The sequence below is a fragment of the Micromonospora sp. NPDC049374 genome, from assembly GCF_040677165.1.
Lineage (GTDB): Bacteria > Actinomycetota > Actinomycetes > Mycobacteriales > Micromonosporaceae > Micromonospora.
On sequence record NZ_JBFAQH010000004.1, the window covers coordinates 1 to 15,495 of the forward strand.

Annotated in this window: 17 protein-coding genes; 9 read left to right on the forward strand and 8 right to left on the reverse strand. The window is 73.2% G+C overall.

Features of this window, described 5'->3' with window-relative positions; all coding sequences use genetic code 11:
• Window positions 1-250 precede the first annotated feature (250 nt).
• The 3 genes from AB0J93_RS08320 to AB0J93_RS08330 all read left to right on the forward strand — a co-directional run bounded on the left by AB0J93_RS08320 (window position 251) and on the right by AB0J93_RS08330 (window position 2,182).
• On the forward strand, window positions 251-850 hold the full coding sequence (locus AB0J93_RS08320; RefSeq protein WP_363919502.1) for a hemerythrin domain-containing protein: 600 nt from the start codon (window positions 251-253) through the stop codon (window positions 848-850).
• Window positions 851-927: 77 nt separating this feature from the next.
• Window positions 928-1,926, forward strand: coding sequence for a LysR family transcriptional regulator (locus AB0J93_RS08325; RefSeq protein ID WP_363919504.1), 999 nt, complete (start codon window positions 928-930; stop codon window positions 1,924-1,926).
• A 19-nt stretch (window positions 1,927-1,945) separates the two neighbouring features.
• Entirely contained in the window at window positions 1,946-2,182 is a 237-nt protein-coding gene (locus tag AB0J93_RS08330) for a hypothetical protein (protein WP_363919506.1), read from the forward strand.
• A gap of 62 nt (window positions 2,183-2,244) precedes the next feature.
• Here the strand turns inward: AB0J93_RS08330 and AB0J93_RS08335 are convergent, their stop codons facing one another.
• Genes AB0J93_RS08335 through AB0J93_RS08345 form a run of 3 tightly spaced genes read right to left on the reverse strand, consistent with a single transcriptional unit; the run spans window position 2,245 to window position 5,326 of the window.
• Window positions 2,245-2,595 carry a DUF3140 domain-containing protein gene (locus AB0J93_RS08335; protein WP_363919508.1) on the reverse strand — a complete coding sequence of 117 codons (351 nt, stop codon included), beginning with the start codon at window positions 2,593-2,595 and terminating at the stop codon, window positions 2,245-2,247.
• Window positions 2,595-2,759 (reverse strand): hypothetical protein, encoded by a 165-nt coding sequence (locus AB0J93_RS08340; RefSeq protein ID WP_363919510.1) that lies wholly within the window; start codon window positions 2,757-2,759, stop codon window positions 2,595-2,597. Before AB0J93_RS08340 ends, AB0J93_RS08335 begins: the two co-directional genes overlap by 1 nt.
• A gap of 14 nt (window positions 2,760-2,773) precedes the next feature.
• Entirely contained in the window at window positions 2,774-5,326 is a 2,553-nt protein-coding gene (locus AB0J93_RS08345; protein WP_363919512.1) for an ATP-dependent Clp protease ATP-binding subunit, read from the reverse strand.
• Between the two features lie 116 nt (window positions 5,327-5,442).
• Between AB0J93_RS08345 and AB0J93_RS08350 the strand changes: the two genes are divergently transcribed.
• The 5 genes from AB0J93_RS08350 (at window position 5,443) to AB0J93_RS08370 (ending at window position 10,628) form a co-directional block, all read left to right on the forward strand.
• Window positions 5,443-5,832 carry a hypothetical protein gene (locus AB0J93_RS08350; RefSeq protein WP_363919514.1) on the forward strand — a complete coding sequence of 130 codons (390 nt, stop codon included), beginning with the start codon at window positions 5,443-5,445 and terminating at the stop codon, window positions 5,830-5,832.
• Between the two features lie 147 nt (window positions 5,833-5,979).
• Window positions 5,980-6,240 carry a hypothetical protein gene (locus tag AB0J93_RS08355; protein WP_092379879.1) on the forward strand — a complete coding sequence of 87 codons (261 nt, stop codon included), beginning with the start codon at window positions 5,980-5,982 and terminating at the stop codon, window positions 6,238-6,240.
• An 8-nt stretch (window positions 6,241-6,248) separates the two neighbouring features.
• Window positions 6,249-7,301, forward strand: coding sequence for a hypothetical protein (locus tag AB0J93_RS08360; protein WP_363919516.1), 1,053 nt, complete (start codon window positions 6,249-6,251; stop codon window positions 7,299-7,301).
• On the forward strand, window positions 7,294-9,963 hold the full coding sequence (locus tag AB0J93_RS08365; protein ID WP_363919518.1) for an FtsK/SpoIIIE domain-containing protein: 2,670 nt from the start codon (window positions 7,294-7,296) through the stop codon (window positions 9,961-9,963). The genes AB0J93_RS08360 and AB0J93_RS08365 overlap by 8 nt, the downstream gene beginning before the upstream one ends.
• Window positions 9,960-10,628 (forward strand): hypothetical protein, encoded by a 669-nt coding sequence (locus AB0J93_RS08370; RefSeq protein WP_363919520.1) that lies wholly within the window; start codon window positions 9,960-9,962, stop codon window positions 10,626-10,628. The genes AB0J93_RS08365 and AB0J93_RS08370 overlap by 4 nt, the downstream gene beginning before the upstream one ends.
• A 101-nt stretch (window positions 10,629-10,729) precedes the next feature.
• Here AB0J93_RS08370 and AB0J93_RS08375 read toward each other — a convergent pair whose 3' ends face one another.
• Both AB0J93_RS08375 and AB0J93_RS08380 read right to left on the reverse strand, forming a co-directional pair.
• Entirely contained in the window at window positions 10,730-12,043 is a 1,314-nt protein-coding gene (locus tag AB0J93_RS08375) for a cupin domain-containing protein (RefSeq protein ID WP_363919522.1), read from the reverse strand.
• Window positions 12,044-12,052: 9 nt separating this feature from the next.
• Window positions 12,053-12,295 (reverse strand): hypothetical protein, encoded by a 243-nt coding sequence (locus tag AB0J93_RS08380; protein ID WP_093402782.1) that lies wholly within the window; start codon window positions 12,293-12,295, stop codon window positions 12,053-12,055.
• A 200-nt stretch (window positions 12,296-12,495) separates the two neighbouring features.
• Between AB0J93_RS08380 and AB0J93_RS08385 the strand changes: the two genes are divergently transcribed.
• Window positions 12,496-13,233, forward strand: coding sequence for a PIG-L deacetylase family protein (locus AB0J93_RS08385; protein WP_363919524.1), 738 nt, complete (start codon window positions 12,496-12,498; stop codon window positions 13,231-13,233).
• Between the two features lie 77 nt (window positions 13,234-13,310).
• Here AB0J93_RS08385 and AB0J93_RS08390 read toward each other — a convergent pair whose 3' ends face one another.
• The 3 genes from AB0J93_RS08390 to AB0J93_RS08400 all read right to left on the reverse strand — a co-directional run bounded on the left by AB0J93_RS08390 (window position 13,311) and on the right by AB0J93_RS08400 (window position 15,455).
• Window positions 13,311-13,739, reverse strand: a complete 429-nt coding sequence (locus tag AB0J93_RS08390; RefSeq protein ID WP_363919526.1) for a DUF2267 domain-containing protein — start codon at window positions 13,737-13,739, stop codon at window positions 13,311-13,313.
• 396 nt (window positions 13,740-14,135) lie between these two features.
• Window positions 14,136-15,011 (reverse strand): DUF72 domain-containing protein, encoded by an 876-nt coding sequence (locus AB0J93_RS08395; RefSeq protein ID WP_363919528.1) that lies wholly within the window; start codon window positions 15,009-15,011, stop codon window positions 14,136-14,138.
• A gap of 45 nt (window positions 15,012-15,056) precedes the next feature.
• Window positions 15,057-15,455, reverse strand: coding sequence for a TraR/DksA C4-type zinc finger protein (locus tag AB0J93_RS08400; protein ID WP_363919530.1), 399 nt, complete (start codon window positions 15,453-15,455; stop codon window positions 15,057-15,059).
• Window positions 15,456-15,495 lie beyond the last annotated feature (40 nt).

Genomic DNA, 15,495 nt, shown 5'->3' on the forward strand with positions numbered 1-15,495 from the left:
CATAAACGTACCCGGGGCCGCGCGGGAGCCCCCCCACGCCGGGCGGCGTTGGTGTCGGGTCCGGATACAACACCGGTATCCGGACCCGACTCCGCCTTGCCGGATCGCCGCCTGGACCTCGCCGCGACACCGCCAACGTTCCTGGCCACCCCACTAAAGTTTCGGTTCGGGCGGCTGCGGGTACTGCCGCGCCTGCCCGATGCCCGCCGAAGCCACCTCGTCGCTCCGTTCGCCCGCCCAGGAGGCGACCATGTCCGTCCACCTGCCGCCGCTGCCACCCACCCCCGGGGACGACTACCAGCCCACCGGGCGCAGCATCGCCGACCTGGTCGCCGAGGAGCACCGGCAGCTGCTGCAGTTGACCCGGCGGCTGATCGAGCCCGGTCCGGACCCGGAGCACGGCCGCGACGTCCTGGTCGCCGCCCTGTCGCGACATCTCTCCGGGGAGGAGCAGTACCTGCTGCCCGCCGTCCGGCATGCCGTCGAGGGCGCGAACCCGCTTGTCGACGAGGTGTTGGCCGGCGACGTCGAGCTGCTGCGGGCCCTGCAGGGGCTGACCGACGACGGCCTGCCCGACGTGGCCGCCCGGGTCGAGGCGCACGCCCGTGCGGTCGATCCGTTGATGCAGCGCCTCTGCGCCGCCGCCACCGAGGAGGAGCTGATCCGGCTCGGCAACCGGTTGGAGATCGCCGAGGAGGCGGCACCGACCCGCCCGCATCCGGCGGTGCCGCACAACCCACCGTGGAACCGGATCGTCGAGCCGGCGGTCGGGGTGGTCGACAAGGTTCGGGACGTCCTCGCCGGCCGGCACACCCAGTTGGGTGAGCTGACCGAGCCGCCACCTCGGTGAGAGACCCACGACACGTTCATGGTCGTTGATCCGTCCAGGCACTACCGCCAGCTCCGCCGTGGCCCTACCGTCACGCTATGAATCTGGAGTTGCGCCACCTGCGGGTGGTCTGCGCCATCGCGGAGACGGGGAGCGTGACCAAGGCGGCCTCGACGCTCGGCCTGGCCCAGCCGGCGCTGACCGCCCAGCTCCAGCGGATCGAACGTACCCTCGGCGGGCCGCTGTTCGAACGGGACCGGCGCGGCGCGCGGCCCACCGCCCTCGGCGAGCTGGTTCTCGCCCGGGCCCGGGTGCTGCTGCCGGCGATGAAGGGTCTGCAGGACGAGGCGGCCCGGTTGGCTGGCGCGGGCGACGCCCCCCGCCGGTACCGGTTCGGCGGGGTGAACAGCCCGATCCTGGGTCGGCTGGTGCACCGGCTGGCGGCCGAGCAGCCGCAGGCGCAGATCAGCACGCACGCCTCCTGGTCGGTCGACGAGCTGGCCCAGCTGGTCGCCGGCGGACGGCTGGACTACGCGCTGACCGGGGTGTGCGGTGACTCGACACCGTCGGCGGACTACGGGCTGAGTTGGCGGGAGGTCGCCGTCGACCCGGTCATGGTGTTGCTGCCGGAGACCCACCCGCTGGCCGGGCGCGACGAGGTGGACCTGGCCGACCTGCGGCACGAGCAGTGGGTGGCGGCACCGGGGGACGGCTGCTTCGGCGACTGCTTCGCCGCCGCCTGCGCCCGGGCCGGGTTCACCCCCCGCAAGGTGTACGAGGCCGACGTACGCAGCTGCATCGACCTGGTGGACGCCGGCGAGGCGGTGGCGCTGTGCCAGGCCACGTTCCGGCCGGTTGCCGGTCTGGTGACCCGCCGGCTGGTCGACACGCCGCTGCGCTGGCGGCTGATGCTGGGCTGGCACCCGGAGTCCGCCGCCGCCCGCACGGCCGACCTGGTGCTGGAGACCGCCCTGGTCGCGTACACCGACGCCCTCGCGCCACATCCGGCGTACCTGGCCTGGCTGCTGCGCAACCCGGCGTTCGGCGTCCGGCGACCGGCACCGGTGGTGGCGGCTCACCGGGTGCGAACCGCCTGAGCGCGGGTAAGGGGCGGGTATGACCGACCTCTATCCCGCCGCCGACGACCGTGAACTGCTTCGTCGGGCGGCCGCCGCGCACACCGCCGCCGTCCGCGAGTGCGAAGCGTTCCTGCGCCGGTTGCCGGAGGTACCCGACCCGGCCGACCTGGCCGAGTACGCCAATCTGCTGACCCGCGAGGAGCAGACCCGCGCCGACCGGCAGGCCGCCGCCGACACCGCCGGGCTGGCCATCGCCAGCCTCGAAGCCGAGTAGCCGGGTCGGACGTACGGTCGTCCCCGGCGCGATGCGGCGGCGCCGGGGAGGACCGTGGCGGGTCAGCGTTCGACGAGCACGTCGTGACCCAGGTCGAGCAGGCTGTGCCGCCACTCGTCGTCGGCGTTGCCCCGGCCGGGCTTGGCGGCGGTAAGCGATCGGATCCGCTCGACGGCGTCGCGCATCACGTCGATGTCCTCCGGCGTCAGGTCGACCTTGCGTTTACGCAGTACGGCGAGGATCTGCCGGCCCGGCTCCGGCAGGTTCAGGTCCGGGTCGGGGCCGAACGCGCTCTCGCCGGAGCCGCGGGTCAGCAGCCACTGTCGCAGTTGCTCGGACGGCACGTTGACCTCGGCGTGGAAGTCCTCCCAGAGCACTTCCACCTCTGGGTCGAGTCGCTGTTCGCGTACCATCAGCCCTCCTCTGCCGGCGGCGACCCGGACTCCTCCGGGTGCCCCTCGTCGGTCTGCCCGCCCGGCCCCTCCGGCGGCACCTGCACCCGGGCGGGGTTGGCCGTCGGTGGTGCCAGGATCACCTCGGTCCGCTCGTCTTCGCGGGCCTCGTCCGGTTCGGTCATCAGTGCCCTTCCGGTCAGCGGGGATGCGAGGTCGTCGCCCTGGCGTGGCCCCGGCCGGCCGACACGTCGAAGGCCAGCCGGTCGTCCCGGGCGTCGACGGTGACCCGCTGACCGGGTGAGATCTGCTGCTCCAGCAGCATCCGGGACAGGTGGTTGTCGACCTCCCGCTGGATCACCCGGCGCAGTGGCCGGGCACCGAACTCCGGCTGGTAGCCGTGCTCGGCGAGCCAGTCGATGCCGGCGGTGGTGAAGTCCACCTCGATGTCCTGGGCGTGCAGCCGGCGACGGGTCTCCTCCAGCAGCAGCTCCGTGATCTGACGCAGCTGCGCGGCCTCCAACCGACGGAAGATGATCACCTCGTCGATCCGGTTGAGGAACTCGGGGCGGAAGTTCTCCTGCAACCGGCGCATCAGCCGCTCCCGCAGCTCGTCGCTCTCCTGGGCGCTGCCCGGCTCGCCGGCGCCGAAGCCGACCGCCCGCTGCGCGCCGGTGATCAGTTCGGAGCCGATGTTGCTCGTCATGATCAGCACGGTGTTCTTGAAGTTGACGGTGCGGCCCTGGCTGTCGGTCAGCCGCCCGTCGTCGAGCACCTGCAACAGGACGTTGAACACGTCCGCGTGGGCCTTCTCGATCTCGTCGAGCAGCACCACCGCGTACGGGCGGCGGCGGACCGCCTCGGTGAGCTGGCCGGCCTCCTCGTACCCGACGTAGCCGGGCGGAGCACCGACCAGTCGACTGACCGTGTGCCGTTCCTGGAACTCGCTCATGTCGACCCGGACCATCCGGTCCGCCTCACCGAACAGCGCCTCGGCCAACGCACGCGCCAGTTCGGTCTTGCCGACGCCGGTGGGGCCGAGGAACAGGAAGCTGCCCATCGGCCGGTTCGGGTCGGCCAGGCCGGTACGGGAGCGACGGACCGCCTCGGCGACCGCGGTGACCGCGTCGTCCTGCCCGACGACCTTCTCGTGCAGCTGGCCCTCCAGCCGCAGCAGCCGGTCGCGTTCCTCCTCGGTGAGCTGGCTGGCCGGGATGCCGGTGGCCCGGGACACCACCTCGGCGATCTCCTCCGGCCCGACCTCCGGCACCTGGCTGCCGCTGCCGTCGTCGCCCCGGGCCCGGTTCACCTGGCTCTCCAGTTCGGCGACCCGGTCGCGCAGCGCGGAGGCGCGCTCGTACTGTTCGTCGGCGACGGCCTGCTCCTTGTCCCGCCGTACCTCCTCAAGCTGCTGTTCCAGGTCACGCACGTCGGCGTCCGGGGTCCGGGTGCGCAGCCGGACCCGGGCACCGGCCTGGTCGATCAAATCGATTGCCTTGTCGGGGAGGAAGCGGTCGGTGATGTAGCGGTCGGACAGGTCGACGGCAGTGACCAACGCCTCGTCGGTGAAGCGGACCTGGTGGTGTGCCTCGTAGCGGTCCCGCAGCCCACGCAGGATGGCCACGGTGTCCTCGGCGGTGGGTTCGGGTACGAACACCGGCTGGAAACGCCGGGCCAACGCGGCGTCCTTCTCGATGGTGCGCCGGTACTCGTCGAGCGTGGTCGCGCCGATCACCCGTAGTTCGCCGCGAGCCAGCGCCGGCTTGAGCATGTTGGACGCGTCCATGCCGCCCTCGCTGCCCGCGCCGCCCGCCCCCACCAGGGTGTGGATCTCGTCCAGGAAGACGATCAGCTCCTCCCGGTGGGCCCGAATCTCGTCGATCACCTTCTTCAGTCGTTCCTCGAAGTCGCCCCGGTACCGGGTGCCGGCGACCAGGCCGGCCAGGTCGAGCTGGATCACCCGCTTGCCGAGCAGCGTCTGCGGCACGTCGCCGTCGCAGATCTTCTCCGCCAGGCCCTCCACGATCGCGGTCTTGCCGACGCCGGCCTCGCCGATGAGCACCGGGTTGTTCTTGGTACGCCGAGAAAGGATCTCCACCGCCTGTTCGATCTCGTCGGCACGCCCGATCACCGGGTCGATCTGGTCGTTGCGGGCCAGGTCGGTGAGGTCCTGGCCGTACTGGTCGAGCGTGGGCGTGCCCCGGTCCGGTCGGGGGCCGCCGGCCGGGCCGCGTTCGGCGTTGGCGGCCTGCAACGACTCCGGCTGGATGCGTCCGGCGGCGAGCATCCGGCCAGCGGGCGACTCGGGGTTCAGCGGCAGGGCCATCAGGATGTGTTCGGGCCCGATGTAGTTGGCGCCCATCGCCCGGGACAACTGGTGTGCGTCGAGCAGCGCCCGCTTGGCCGCCGGGGTCAGCGACAGGTTCGGCGGCACCTCGCCGTGCGGGGCACCGTCGCCGCGCCCGCCCAGGGCGTTGACCAGGGTGTCCGGGTCCGCCCCCGCCCGCCGGACCAGGTCGCGCAGCGGCTCGCGTTGCAACGCCGCCCAGAGCAGGTGGTCGGTGTCCAGGTCGTTGCTCTGTTTCTGCGCGGCTCGACGCGCCGCGTCGGCCAGCATCTCCCGCGCGTCCGCGGTCATCAGTCGGGTGATGTCGACCCGATGCGCCGGACGTCGCCCGCCCTCGCCCCGACCGAAGTACCGCGCCAGGAACTCGTCCCACGGGTCGGAGCCGAAGTCACCGGGTCCAATCATGTCTGTCCTCCGCGGTCGGGCGCGAGACGGTCGGCACGGGCTACCCAGGCACCGGCCGGACAAACGCCACGAAGGGTCAACCAGCCGTTGCCGCCGCCGGATGGCAGGCTGAACGGATGGAACCGACACCGCTGCTGATCGTGGACGCGGCCAACGTGGTCGGCTCGCGCCCGAACGGCTGGTGGCGCGACCGGGCCGGCGCCACCGCCCGACTACGGGACACGCTCGTTTCGCTGGGTGGGCGGGGTCTGCCACCGGACCTGCCACCACCCGTCGAGGTGGTGCTGGTGGTGGAGGGTGCGGCCCGGGACGTGCCGGGCGTCGACGGGGTACGCGTGGTGTCCGCCGCCGGTTCCGGCGACGATGCCGTGGTCGACCTGGTGGCGCACGCCGGGCAGCGGCGACGGGTGGTGGTGACGGCCGACCGGGAGCTGCGGGAGCGGGTCATCGCGTACGGCGCCGAGGTGCGCGGGCCACGTTGGCTGACCGGCGGTGGCGGTGGGTGAGCGGTCGCCCACCGGTCCCACGAATCGGACCCGGGGTGTCTGTGGTCGACAACCGGTCAGCGGGGCAGGAACACTGACAGGGCACTTGTTCTGTCCCCTACCGGCATAGGCTCTAATGGAGTCCTCCCCGCCCCCAGGAGGTTCCGCGTGGCGAGCGTCGCCGAGCTCAAGGCAGCCATCGATGTCGCACTCCAGCAGATCGGTGACGGTCAGAGCGCCGTGCAGGCCGCCGGCGAGAAACTGGCCGAGGCGCAGCAGACCCTCGCCGGAGCGTTGGAGGGCAGCGGTCACACCACGGTGGAGGCGGCGCAGGCGTCGCTGACCCAGGCCAGCCAGGAGCTGGAGGAGTGCCTCGCCGCGACACTCGTCGCGGTCGAGCAGGCCCAGCAGTACGTCTCGACGCTGTAGGGGCGGGCGTGTCCATCGTCGAGGAGGTCGGCGCACAGGTCCGCGCCGCCGCCGAGGAGTTGCCGCTGGGCCTGCTCGGGCAGGCGCTGGAGAAGTTCGGGCTGGCCAGTGAGCGGCTGCGCTGGGTGCGCCAGGAGTCGGCCAACCCGATGGGGGTGCCGGAGCTGTCCGCCGCCACCGAGCACGCGGAGACCGCCGGCTACGCGTTGCGGCTGGCCCAGGAGCAACTGACCGCGTACCTCGCCGCGATCGGGCTGGCACCCGACGGCGCGCCACCGGCTGGGCAGTCGCCGCAGCGGCGGCCGGTGCACGACGCGCCGGGAGCGGCCGAACCGGTGGTCGCCGCACCCGAGCCGGCCGGCGAGGTGCGGCTGCGCCGCTGGTGGTCGGTGCGGGTGGCCGAGCTGACCGGCGGGCGGGAGGGCTCCGCGGAACAGCCTGACGAACGCATCGCCGACTCCCGCGAGCTGCTGCACCGGGTGGTACGCGGTGTCCGGGCCGGCGACCGTGACCGCCTGCACCGCGACCTGCGCGGTGCCCACGCCGACGTCGGTCTCGGGCTGGCCGCCGTGGCTCCGCCGCTGCTGCGCGACCTCGCCAGCGAACTGCTCGGTCATCCGCCGCGCGGCGACGACCTCGCCCGGCTGCACCGCGAACTGGACGGTCGGGTCCGCGACCTGCTCCCCGGCCTGCCGGCCCCGGTACTCGACACCCTGCTCAGCCGGGTCTGCCGGATGCCTCCGCCGCGCCGGGGCGAGGGCGAGCAGCCACACGCCGTCGACCCGGCGGTAACCGCCGGGGTGCTCACCGGCGTCCTGCTCGACCGCCTCGGCCGCGACCTGTCGCCCGAGGCCGGCAGCACCGGCAACGCCCGGCCCTCGACCGGCGGGACGGCCGGGCGGGGTGGCGGGCCGGGTCTCGGCAGGCGACCGGAGCCCGATCGGACATCCGGGCCGACCAGCTCCGGGGGTGGGCGCACGACACCGTGGTCCGGGGCACCGTCACGGCCCACCTCCAGCCACGGACCCGTCGGCCGGCCGAGGCGCGGGATCGATGGCTGACCGGCGCAACCAGCTGGTCACCCGCGTCCGGGAACTGCTCGCCGAGGCACTCGGCGCGTCCCGGGAACGGTCGACCACGGCACAGGTCACGCTCTCCGCCGCCCGCGAGCGGGCGGTGCGGGTGCGGCGGGCCGCCGCCGCCGTACCGGAGCGCGTCGGTGCCGAACGCGACCGCCGCCTCGCCGAGATCGACTCCCGGCACGCGGCACGGTTGACGGCGCTGGCCCGGGAGGCGGCCGAGGCCGCGGCCCGGGAGGCGCCCGGCGCGGGTTCGGCGGACTGGCCGGGGTGGCGTCCCACCCCGGCCGAGCGGGCCGAACCACCGGGTGCGACCCGGATCGGCACCGTCCGGCTGGCCGGCACCGAGCCGGTTCCGGCACTGGTGCCGCTGCTCGATTCGGGGCACGTGACGCTGGACGGGGACGCCGACGCCTGCGCGGCCCTGGTCGCCGCGCTGCTGCTCCGCAGCCTGGGTCGGGCCGCACCGGGCAACGTACGGCTGGTCGGCTACGACCCGGACCGGCTCGGCGGCGGGCTGGCCGGATTCGCCCCGCTGGGTCCGGCGGGGCTGCTCACCTTCGTCGGCCCGGGTGGTCTGGGCCGGCTCCTGGACGACCTGGTGGAACAGATCCGCCGGATCAACGAGACCGTCCTGGCCGGCGAGCACGCGTCGCTGCGTGACCTGGCCGCCGCGACGGGACGCCGCCCGGAGCCGTGGCGGGTCGCGGTGCTGCTCGGGGGCGATGAACTGTCCCGGCACGAGCGCGGCCAACTCGACCGGGTGGTACGCGCTGGCGCGGCCTGCGGCGTACACCTGATCGTGCGGGGTGTGCCGGTGCCCGACCAGCCGGCGGTGACCCGGGTGACGGTGACCGCCGACGGCGCCCGGATCGGCAGCCTGCCGGTCCGGCTCGACCCGCCCCCGCCGGCCACCCTGGTCACCGAGACCTGCCGGGACATCGCCTCGGTGGTCAGCGCCGGACCGGCACCCACCCCGTTCACCGACCTGCTGCCGCCGGCCGACCAGATGTGGCGGGAGGATTCGGCGATCGGGCTGACCGCGCCGATCGGTGAGGGACCGCAGGGCCGGCCGGTGCTGCTCACCCTCGGCGACTATCCACCGCACGCGTTGATCGGCGGCCCCTCCGGCACCGGCAAGACGAACCTGATCTTCGCCTGGATCGGGGCCCTGGCCGCCCGCTACTCCCCCGCCGAGTTGGAGTTCTACCTGCTGGACTTCAAGGAAGGGGTGTCCTTCGCCCGGTTCGCCCAGGGCCGGCGGGACCCGAGCTGGCTGCCGCACATGCGGCTGGTCGGCATCAACGTCAACACCGACCGGGAGTTCGGCCTGGCACTGCTGCGCTTCCTGGCCGAGGAGCTGCGCCGACGGGCGGACGCGGCCAAGAAGCACGAGGTCACCAAGCTGGCCGAGCTGCGCGCGGTGGACCCGACCGGGCACTGGCCCCGCATCGTCGCGGTGGTAGACGAGTTCCAGATGTTGCTGGCCGGCCGGGACGCGGTCGCCCGGGAGGCGGCCGACCTGCTGGAGGACCTGGCCCGCCGGGGCCGCTCCCAGGGCATCCACCTGGTGCTGGCCTCGCAGGACGTACGCGGCATCGAGGCGCTGTGGGGCCGGCCCGCGCTGGTGGCCCAGTTCACCCTGCGGATCGCGCTGCCGAAGGCGCTGCGCATCCTCGCCGAACGCAACGACGCCGCCCAGTCGCTGCCGAAGTTCCACGCGGTGGTCAACGCCGAGTCGGGCCTGACCGAGGGCAACCAGGTGGCCCGGATCCCGTCGGCCAGCGACTGGGAGACGTGGAGCGACCTGCAACACCGGCTGTGGCGGATGCGTCCGGCGGAGGCTTCGCCCGCCCGTCTCTTCGACGGCGACGCCGTCCCCCGGCTGGCCGACGCGCCGGACTTCCGGGCGCTGCGGGCACCGGAGGTCGGTACGCCCCGAGGGCCCGTCGCGCTGCTCGGCGAGATCATCGACGTGCAGGCCCGCTCGGCGGTACTGCGCCTGCCCCGGGCGCCGGGCCGTAACCTGGCCGTCCTGGGCACCCGGGTCGACGAGGCGTGCGCGGTGCTGGACGCGGCGGCCCGCTCGCTGGCCCGGCAGCACCGCCCCGGCAGCGCCCGCTTCTCGATCGCCTGCCTGGATCCGGACGCCGACCCGGCGGCTCGGGCCCTGTACGAGGATCTCGCCGACGACGCCGCCTGGTACGACGAGGAGACCGTGGCCGAGCTGATGGCCGAGACGGCCGACGCCCTGGGTGCCCCCGGCGCCACCGGGGCACCCCACTATCTGCTGTTGTTCGCCGTCGACGCGGCGGCCGGGACGCTCGCCGCACCCACCGGGCGGGCCACCGGGCTGGAGAACCTGCGCCGGATCCTGCACGACGGCCCCGAGCGGCGTACGCACGTGCTGGCCTGGTGGCGCGGGGTGGCCCGGATGCGCGCCGACCTGGGTGGCACCGGCGCGCGTACCGACCAGATCGGTGCCTGGGTGGCGCTGGACGCCCACGGCGGCGAGCTGGGCCCGTCGTTGTACCCGGGCAGTGGTGGGCCGGACTGGTATCCCCGCCCGTGGCGTGGGCTCTTCTTCGACCGGGCGGTGCACCGGACCGGGCAGACCATCATCCCCTACGGGCCGGCACGATGAACGAACCGGTCACCAGCCAGACGTACACCGCCCAGCTGCGACGGCTCGCCGAACTGGCCGCCCGGGTGCGCGAGCAGCGCGAGGAGGCGCGGGACTGGTACGAACAGCAGTGCGCGGCGGCGGACCGGGCGGTGGCCGAGTCCGCCGACGAGGTGAACCGGGCCGAACGGGAGCTGGCAGCCGCGCGCGAGGCACAGGAACGGGTGGACGCCGAGGTGGCGGTGCTGTGGCAGGAGCTGAACAGCCGGCTGGGCGGCGGCGGGCGACGCGCCGGGGCACCGCCGGCCCCCGCGTCGGAGGCCACCGGCGACCCGGTCGCACTGCTGGAGGGGGTACGCGATCTGCTGCGCCGTACCCGTCAGCCCGGCGAGCTACCGGGCAACGTCAACCCGCTGCTGGCGTTGAGCGGTGTCGCCGCTGCGGTGCTGGCGTACGCGCTGGGCGCCGTCGCCCGCGCCCTGGGTGCGCGCAACGACGGTGACCTGGCCGTCGGCCTGCCGGTGCTGGCCCTGGTGGTGACGCTGCTCGGCCCGGTGCTGGGCCTGATCCCGGCGCGCCTGATCGCCGACCGTCGCCACGCCGTGCTGAGCCCCCGCCCCGTCCTCATCGTGGTCGTCGCCGGCCTCACCACCACCCTCCTCCTACTAACCCTCCCCCTCCCCTGACTCCACCGCACTAACCCACCAAGCGGTTGATCATGAAGTTGTTGCCCAGGTAACCGCTCTCCGCGACAACAACTTCATGATCAACCAATGCTGGCGGCGGGTTAGGCGGGGGCGAGGGCGGCTTCGCGGAGGAGGCGGCGGGTGAGGGTGAGGCGGTCGGCGTCGGTGTCCAGGCCCGGCAGGTCGCCGATGCGGATTGCCGGGCCGGCGAGCAGGGCACGCACGGCGGGCCCGCACTGCGGGGGCAGGGTGATCGTACGGTCGAACAGGCGCAGCGCCACCCGCTCGCCCTCGGTGGCCAACTGCCAGCGCAGACCCGCACGGGCGGTGACCCGGCTGTCGGCGGTCAGCGCGGTGATCGCGGCGGCCTGAGCCAGCGGCCGGATCGGCGCCGGACGCGACGCCGACCAGGCCCGCTGCCGCAGCCGGCCGGCCACGGCGGCAGGATCGGCCCGCAGCAGCCAATCCCGCAGGGCCTCGACCGTCTCGGTCAGCTCCGGTTCGATGGCGTCCGGGTCGGCCACGTCGGTGCCGAACGGCAGGGTCGCCCGCAGGCGCTGATCCTCGGCGGCCAACGCAAGCAACTCCTCGACCAGCGCGTAACGGGTCAACGCCCGGACGCCGACGGTCAGGTGCAGCGAGCTGGACTCCTGGGCCTGGGCGCTGTGCAGCCATCCCCGGGGCAGGTAGAGCGCGTCACCCGGCTCCAGGACCACGTCCAGCGCGGCGGGACCCTGTGCGGTCGCGGCGACCTCGTCGGCCCGGCCGCCCCACGGTTGCCGCTCCAGCGGGTCGGGCAGCACCGGCGGATGGATCCGCCAGTGCTTGCGACCGTCGACCTGGAGCACGAAGACGTCGTGGGTGTCGTAGTGGGTGGCGAAACCCTGGCTGTCCGGCGGGGTCAGGTACGCGTTGACCTGCAACGGTTGGCCCACGGCCAGGCTCAGGTCCCGGGTGAATTCGATCAACGCCGGCCAGGTGCGGTGCAGACCCTGCAGGACCAGGGTGGCGCCGTCGGCGTACAACTGGAGGATCTTCTCGTCGAGGACCTGGTCGTCGATCTCGGCGCCGGCACCGCCACCGCCGGTGTACCGCGCCGCCGGCAGCACCTGGCCGTCCTTGGCCACCCGCAGGAAAGGGGTACGCAGCCCACGCCGGCTGAGCAGTTCGTCGGCGTCGGCGGGGCTGAGCAGATCGGTGAAGCCGGCCAGGTTGGGCAACTCGGCGGCGCGGGACAACAGCGGCGTGCGCCCCCAGTGTGCGGCGGCGAACTTTGCCGCCTCCACGCTGACGCAGCGGGCCAACGCGGCCGCGGCCGAGGTCAGCTCAGCGGGCCCGTCGAGGTTGGCCGGCACGGTGGCCGGAGACGGAGCCACCGGGCGGCCGTGGCCGCCCGGCGGGTCGAGATGCGTCATGGCGATCCGTTACCGGGCTGCGCCGTCGGCGCCGCCGTCCTGCTGACCGGGGGTGGCACCGCCGTCGGCCGGACCCTCGGCACTGCCGTCCGCACCACCGTCGTGCTGACCCGGGGTGGCACCGCCGTCGGCCGGACCCTCGGCACTGCCGTCCGCACCACCGTCGTGCTGACCCGGGGTGGCACCGCCGTCGGCCGGACCCTCCGCCCCGCCGCCGCTTGTGGTCTGCATGTCATCGTCGTTGAGTGGCATCGTGCTCCCTCGGATTGACCCGCCCCCGCCGCCGTTGGTCGGGTGCGTCCTGCCGCGGGTGGTACCCCGCTCCCGATCTTCTCTAACCACACCTTGTTCCACCGTAATCTCCCGAACCGTCCGGCATGACCAGTTCACCGCTGCGGGCAGGCCGGCGCCCCGGGTGGCAGGATGGGCCGAACACACCGACGGAGGTGCCGATGACCGAACCACTCGAGCCGGTGACCGAGGACTGGCAGCGCGCCCTGGCGATCGTGGCCCACCCCGACGATCTGGAGTTCGGTGCCGCCGCCGCCATCGCCCGCTGGACCGGGCAGGGCAAGCAGGTGGTCTACTGCCTGGTCACCAGCGGCGAGGCGGGCATCGACGGGATGCCGCCGCCGCAGGCCCGGGAGGTACGCGAGCAGGAGCAGCGGGAGTCGGCGGCCCTGGTGGGCGTGGACACGGTCGAGTTCCTGGGTCTGCCCGACGGGGTGCTGGAGTACGGCGTACCGCTGCGCCGGGAGCTGGCCGCGGTGGTCCGTCGGCACCGCCCGGAGATCGTCATCACCAACAACTTCCGGGCCACCTGGGACGGCGCGGACGTGCTCAACCAGGCCGACCACATCGCGGTGGGCCGGGCCACCCTGGACGCGGTGCGCGACGCCGGCAACCGTTGGATCTTCCCGGAGCAGCTGACCGACGGCGTCGAGCCGTGGGGCCGGGTACGTCAGGTGTGGGCGGCCTCGTCGCCGCGTTCCCGGCACGGCGTGGACACCACCGACACGTTCGACCGGGGGGTCGCGTCGCTGCTGGCCCACGAGGCGTACCTGACCGGCCTGGGCGACGGCAGCTTCGACGCCGAGGAGTTCCTGGAGGGCGGCGCGCGGCCGGTCGGCGCCCGGCTGGGCGTGCGCTACGGCACCTCGTTCGAGGTGTTCCACTTCGACCTCTGGTAGGGCCTGGGCCTCGCCCCGGTGCACCGGGCGCGTCGACCCACCCCACGGCCGGCGGGGCGGGTCGCGGCGTGCCCGGGTCAGGGCATGATCCGGGCGAGGTCGGCGGGCATGGTGTCCTTGACGTCTTCCCACTCGCCCTGGGTGATGTGCCGGCGCAGGGTGTCCAGCACCACCTGGACCACCCGCTCCGGGCCGCCGGCCACGTCGTACGGGAAGCCCTGGCGGACCTCGTAGAGGAAGTCGTCCCGGTTGAGCTTGATCGGCACGTTCTGCGGCTGCCAGCCGTCGAAGTAGATCCCTCGCACCACGACCGGCAGTTGGGCGGAGAACTCCACGCTCTCCTGCACCGGCATCCGGTCGCGCAGCAGGTGCAGCACCGTACGCAACGCGGCATACGACTGGTTGCGCTGCTCCTTCGGCCATCCGTACGCCTGCTCGATGTCCTTCAGAATCAGGTTGGTCTTGTCCATCGAGGACTCGATCGCGGACTGGAACTGCTCAGCCATCTGTCCACCCCCGTAGGTCGGTTTCCCACCTTCGGTCGTCCTGACGTCGCGGCGGCCCCACCGGGCCACGCCGGTACCGGATCGGGCTGTCGCGCCCCGCACGCGCGGCCCGCCGCGGCTGCTCAGCCGCTCCGACAATCCGCAGGACGCCGTTTCGCCGCCGGTGTGGTACCACCTGAACGGTCATCGCCACCTCCGTGGTGTCGCTTCCGCGCGAACGATCGCCACAGCGCCGCCCGCCGACACCATCCTCCGCACGAGCCAGGTGAGTCGTCCTCACCCCGTCCGGGTGAGAACCCGTCCTCTCACCCGCTCGTCACCGCCGAACGAACGCCGGCCCGGGCCGGGAGTCCGCCTGCCCCGACGCTGAGCCGCCGGGGCAGGCCGGGCGGCGGGTCAGGCGGACTCGGTGAGCAGCGCCTGGAGTTGCTGAGCGTTCGTCTGGGCGTAGTCCCGATAGCAGTTGTTCAGGAGAACGTGGGTCTGTTCGGTCTCGCCGGCCAGCTCGCGGAGTTTGGGGGCCCAGTCCCGCAGTTCCCGTTCGGAGTAGTGGTAGCCGAACTTCTCGTGGATGTCCTTGCTGGTCCACTTGTCGCTGTGCCCGTGGAAGCGCACCACCGCGAGGTCCGAGGTGGCGGCCAACACCGGCGGAATCGACGAGCGGTGTCCCTGCGGCATGTCCACGCTGACGTACGCGAGCCGGTGCTCACGCAGGAAGTCGAGGGTCTCGGTGGCGTTCTCGCCGTCGAACCAGGAGGCGTGCCGGAACTCGAAGACCGGCCGCAGCGGCGCGCAGCGCCGCGTCACCTCCAGCAGGTACTGCTTGTTGTCACGCCGGATGGTGAACCAGGGCGGGAACTGGAACAGCAGCGCGCCGAGTTTGTCCGCCTCGACCAGGGGGTCGAGGGCGCTGAGGAAACGCGTCCAGACCTCCTCGTACGCCTGCGGCGGCAGGTCGTCGGGGTAGAGGTTGCGTTTGCCGGTGTCCGGTCGCAGATCCTTGTAGATCGCGCTGACCCGGGTGGGGTGACCGGTGAGCAGGCTGAACGCCTTCACGTTGAAGGTGAAACCGGCCGGGGTCCGCTTGGCCCACAGCTTCGCGGTGCGCTCCGCGGGCGGCGAGTAGTAGGTGGCGTCGACCTCGACAAGCGGGAACTGGCGCGCGTAGTAGGCCAGCCGTTTCTCCGGAGTGTCCGCCGCCTGGGGATACCAGCCGGAGTCCAGCAGGGTCCGGTCGGTCCAGGACGCGGTGCCCACCATGATCTCGCCCATGGGTGGAGTCCACCGTGTCCCGGACCGACCGGCAACCGTTGCGGGTCAGGCCGCCCGACGCTCGCGCGTCTGCTTGCAGGTGACGCAGGTGGTGGCCGACGGGAAGATCTCCAGCCGTTCGACCGGGATCGGCGCGGTGCAGCCCTCACAGAAGCCGTAGGTGCCCTCCGCGAGCCGCGCGAGGGCGTGTTCGTACTGGGCGCGACGGTCCAGGATGGTCCGCAGCAGCGACTGCGCAGTGTCCCGCTCGGCCGTCTTGGTGCCGCTGTCGGCCTGGTCGTCGCCGGCGGTGTCGCCGACCTCGACGAGCCGCAGCACCTGGCTCTGCTGCACCGCCTGCTGGTACTCCTCGGTCAGCTCGTCGTGGCGGGCCTGCAGGGAGAGCCGGATCTGGTCGATCTCCGCCTGGGATCGGCCCGTGCCGACCGTGTCGTGGACGAGCATCGCTGCCTGCCTTTCCTGGGCCTTATGGTCTCCCCGGGCG

Excerpts from the sequence above, each read along its gene's own strand:
- AB0J93_RS08395 (WP_363919528.1), bottom strand. The coding sequence starts at position 15,011 with ATGGGCGAGATCATGGTGGGCACCGCGTCCTGGACCGACCGGACCCTG.
- AB0J93_RS08335 (WP_363919508.1), bottom strand. The coding sequence starts at position 2,595 with ATGGTACGCGAACAGCGACTCGACCCAGAGGTGGAAGTGCTCTGGGAG.
- AB0J93_RS08390 (WP_363919526.1), bottom strand. The coding sequence starts at position 13,739 with ATGGCTGAGCAGTTCCAGTCCGCGATCGAGTCCTCGATGGACAAGACC.
- AB0J93_RS08380 (WP_093402782.1), bottom strand. The coding sequence starts at position 12,295 with ATGCCACTCAACGACGATGACATGCAGACCACAAGCGGCGGCGGGGCG.
- AB0J93_RS08350 (WP_363919514.1), top strand. The coding sequence starts at position 5,443 with ATGGAACCGACACCGCTGCTGATCGTGGACGCGGCCAACGTGGTCGGC.
- AB0J93_RS08330 (WP_363919506.1), top strand. The coding sequence starts at position 1,946 with ATGACCGACCTCTATCCCGCCGCCGACGACCGTGAACTGCTTCGTCGG.
- AB0J93_RS08320 (WP_363919502.1), top strand. The coding sequence starts at position 251 with ATGTCCGTCCACCTGCCGCCGCTGCCACCCACCCCCGGGGACGACTAC.
- AB0J93_RS08325 (WP_363919504.1), top strand. The coding sequence starts at position 928 with ATGAATCTGGAGTTGCGCCACCTGCGGGTGGTCTGCGCCATCGCGGAG.
- AB0J93_RS08345 (WP_363919512.1), bottom strand. The coding sequence starts at position 5,326 with ATGATTGGACCCGGTGACTTCGGCTCCGACCCGTGGGACGAGTTCCTG.
- AB0J93_RS08400 (WP_363919530.1), bottom strand. The coding sequence starts at position 15,455 with ATGCTCGTCCACGACACGGTCGGCACGGGCCGATCCCAGGCGGAGATC.
- AB0J93_RS08370 (WP_363919520.1), top strand. The coding sequence starts at position 9,960 with ATGAACGAACCGGTCACCAGCCAGACGTACACCGCCCAGCTGCGACGG.
- AB0J93_RS08340 (WP_363919510.1), bottom strand. The coding sequence starts at position 2,759 with ATGACCGAACCGGACGAGGCCCGCGAAGACGAGCGGACCGAGGTGATC.
- AB0J93_RS08375 (WP_363919522.1), bottom strand. The coding sequence starts at position 12,043 with ATGACGCATCTCGACCCGCCGGGCGGCCACGGCCGCCCGGTGGCTCCG.
- AB0J93_RS08365 (WP_363919518.1), top strand. The coding sequence starts at position 7,294 with ATGGCTGACCGGCGCAACCAGCTGGTCACCCGCGTCCGGGAACTGCTC.
- AB0J93_RS08385 (WP_363919524.1), top strand. The coding sequence starts at position 12,496 with ATGACCGAACCACTCGAGCCGGTGACCGAGGACTGGCAGCGCGCCCTG.